Source organism: Salinivibrio sp. PR5 (assembly GCF_001996085.1).
In the GTDB taxonomy this organism is placed as follows: domain Bacteria; phylum Pseudomonadota; class Gammaproteobacteria; order Enterobacterales; family Vibrionaceae; genus Salinivibrio; species Salinivibrio proteolyticus.
The window spans coordinates 1-3,400 of the sequence record NZ_MUFK01000081.1 but is presented as its reverse complement, the minus strand read 5'-3'; the positions used below and the strand labels follow the sequence as shown (position 1 = coordinate 3,400).

Annotated in this window: 4 protein-coding genes; all 4 read left to right on the top strand. The window is 37.0% G+C overall.

Annotated elements, in window-relative coordinates:
- Positions 1-1,678: AIPR family protein (locus BZG82_RS15830; protein ID WP_077766300.1), on the top strand; the 1,678-nt coding region annotated here is incomplete at its 5' end.
- A gap of 306 nt (positions 1,679-1,984) precedes the next feature.
- Positions 1,985-2,467, top strand: coding sequence for a hypothetical protein (locus BZG82_RS15825; protein WP_077678484.1), 483 nt, complete (start codon positions 1,985-1,987; stop codon positions 2,465-2,467).
- Positions 2,468-2,618: 151 nt separating this feature from the next.
- Positions 2,619-2,987 (top strand): hypothetical protein, encoded by a 369-nt coding sequence (locus BZG82_RS15820; protein ID WP_158011511.1) that lies wholly within the window; start codon positions 2,619-2,621, stop codon positions 2,985-2,987.
- Between the two features lie 88 nt (positions 2,988-3,075).
- Positions 3,076-3,400 (top strand): hypothetical protein (locus BZG82_RS15815; protein ID WP_131826252.1); only part of this gene is annotated, 325 nt, incomplete at its 3' end.

Here is a 3,400-nt window from a genome sequence, read left to right as displayed (position 1 = left end):
TATGAGTATAATTCACCTTAGACAAATAAATGCTTATCTCGAAGAAAATTATCGAGATCTAATTGATCTCGATGACGTTAAAGACAAAAGTAATAATGAAAAAGAACAGATCTTTAGAACTCGTTCTCTTGCTGCATATGCTTTAAAGACCCAAGCAGAAATTGAATTCGAAGTTTCTGCTAGATATGTGACAGATGGGTTTAAGGATAACGGGCTAGATGCTGTTTACTATAGTAGAGTTGATCGAGTTTTATATCTCGTTCAATCGAAATGGAATCAGGATGGTGGAGGTAGCGTTAGTGTAGGAGATACACAGAAATTTTTGCAGGGTTTTAAGGATCTTATAAATGCAAGATTTGAACGCTTTAACGATAAAATAAACAACAAAAAGCCGGAAATAGATCAAGCTTTAAATGATGCACAAACTCGTATAGTTATGGTCTTATGTTATACAGGTACTCAGCCACTGAGCTCGGAAGTTGAAACAATTATCCATGATGTTACAACCGAAATTAATGATACAACTGAAATTTTGACCTTCAAGACGCTGAGACAAAGTAATATATATAGTGCAGTTGCTAGAGGAGCAGAAGCTCAGCCTATTGATTTAGAGCTTGCGCTGCACTCGTGGGGACAAGTTAGAGAACCCTATATGGCTTTTTACGGTCAAGTTTCTGCAAGTGAAGTAGCTATATGGTGGCATGATCATTTTCCTCAAATATTCTCACCAAATATCCGTATTTATCTTGGAAATACTGAGATAAACGAAGGTATTACCGAAACTGTATTAACATCGCCTGAAAACCTTTGGTATTTTAACAATGGGATAACAGCTCTTTGCGCTAATGTGGGTAGGAAGCCTATTGGAGGAAGTGGAAGAGATATGGGTGTTTTCGAGTGTAGCGATTTTAAAATTGTGAACGGGGCTCAAACAGTTGGCTCTATAGCTGCAGCATTCGATAAGCAGCCAGATGCAGTACAAAATGCAAAAGTTCCTATAAGAATAATTTCATTGTCTGATACGCCGGAAGATTTTGGTAAAGAAATAACTAGAAATAATAATACGCAAAATCGTATAGATCGCAGGGATTTCGTTGCCCTTGATACAAACCAAGAGCGGATAAGAAATGAGCTACTGTTGGAGAATGTTGGATACGTTTATAAGTCTGGAGATTCTTTGCCAATCGGGATAGATGGATTTGATTTAGTTCAAGCAACTATATCCCTGGCATGTTCTCATAACGACWATACTTATGCTGTTCAGGCAAAACGTGAAATTGGTCGTCTATGGGATGACATATCCAAGGCTCCTTACAGAGCATTGTTTAATGACAGCGTTAATGGTCCGAATCTATGGCGTAAAGTTCTAATATCTAGAGTGATAGATAGTAGGGTTGWGGAGCTCCATCAGAATTCAGAAGGGCGAGCTAGACTTTGTGCTATTCATGGGAATAGGTTGATCATGTTTCTTGTTTTCCAAAACGTAAATTCCTCTATTTTTAGTGGTATTGGAGAGTTATCTACTAGCGAAGAGGATCATATAAGAAATTTAACAAATGAAATCTATCATAAAACGTTCTCTGTTATCGAAGAGGATTATCCAGATGCATACCCTGCAAGTCTATTTAAAAACCAGAAAAAATGTCGCCATGTGGTAGAACGTGTTCTAGCGAGTTAGTTGTAATAATTTGTCTCGTTCCCACGCTCCCGCGTGGGAATGCATATCTAGCTTTTATTCAAATACAAACAGCACCATCACGAGTGTAACATTACGCTGCCTAGAGCATTGAATCAGCTTGTTCGCTAAAGGTATTGTCGCTGTCCACGAATGTTAGAACAGAGATCAAGTGCCGTTCGGTGATTTCGTTGCGGATTGTGCCCATGATTCAAAATCCATATGCATTACCATGCATGGGCGTGGGAGCGAGTTAAAAAATAAGAGACGAGACATGTTATTTTTCATCAAATATAATTGGAGTTTTTTGTGCCTGAGTTAAAACCTCTAGATGGAATTAGTTCGAAAAGCAATTTGATATATTGGGGTAGGGTTTTAAGTAATATTGAGAATGAAATTGAAACGAGCAAAGAGTACGAAATGAATCTGGATGAAGCTCTATGCTATCCTCTATGGTTATTAGCTGCCTCCGAGTATGTTTTTTCTTTGATTCGTAGAAAGATAGGAATAATTTGTGACAAAGGTCAATCGTTAGATTATCCATATGGAAAATTAGTTAAGGAATCCCAATGCCTTCTTAGCACGGTTGCTCACGAGTATGTGAAAGAATTCGAGATTATACGAAATACGATCATTCATAAAGGCTTTCCAAATGCGTTTTCTACTACAATGAAAAAAATCAAAGACAATGAGGAAGAAAGCTATGAAGAAATCCAGCATTCAATGAGAACGCCAAGTTTTTATTTGAGAGCAAGAAAAATGATAGAGGCTATCAAGTATGAAATTGGTTGATGGTGATAATAATGGGAATTTTTTTAGTTTTTTACTCATAGTATATCAGACCGTAAGCGCATATTTTGTCAGTTTTTTCACATTGCATTAATGATGTGATATTTTGGTTGGATCCATTCTGTTTATGTTGTTTTATAAAATGGAGAAAATAATGAAGGGAGTTTTAGTGCCATTGTTGGCTTTATTTTTGACAGGCTGTGCCGGATTTGGTCAGGTCGAGCGTGTTGATGATTTATCTTTGACGCAGATAAAAGCGATGAATGAAATCGAAATCATCCAAAACCCTAGTTCTTTAAAGTATGTCTCTAAAGGAAAAATAAAAGGTATTTCTTGCAAAGGATCAGCATTTAGTGGAGATACTTCAGAACAAGCAGCGATGACTCAATTGAAGATAAAGGCTGTTCAGCTAGGAGCCAATGCTGTATTGTATCCTACTTGCTCTCAGGATGCGTCAGTAGATTGGGGTAATAACTGTTGGGAGTCTTGGGTCTGTATCGGTGAAGCTGCGTTTCTTGAATAGCTTATACATAAATATAATTTTCCTCATGTTTCCAGTGCTGGGTGTCATGAAAGTTAGTCTGCACTATATATTTTAAGGATATGAATCAATGAAGCATTTTTTGATTTTTGGCTTTGTTTTTATTTTGTTCGGGTGTTCATCTCCTGGTCCGATGCAAACACCTCAGGGTCCAATAAGCACACCGGCTTTTGAACCAATAGTACTTGATATGATTAAAGACGGTTCAGAGAAAGTTTTGTTTAAAGAATATACAACACTATATGAAGATAAAGATCTAAAGTCATGGGGAGTATTCTTCATTACCGAACATGGTGCATACATGGCAAATTGGAATTCATCGGAATACAAATATTACTTATCCTATAAATTGCCTATTGAAAAGCTATCTGATATCTCTGAACAGACTGTAGAAC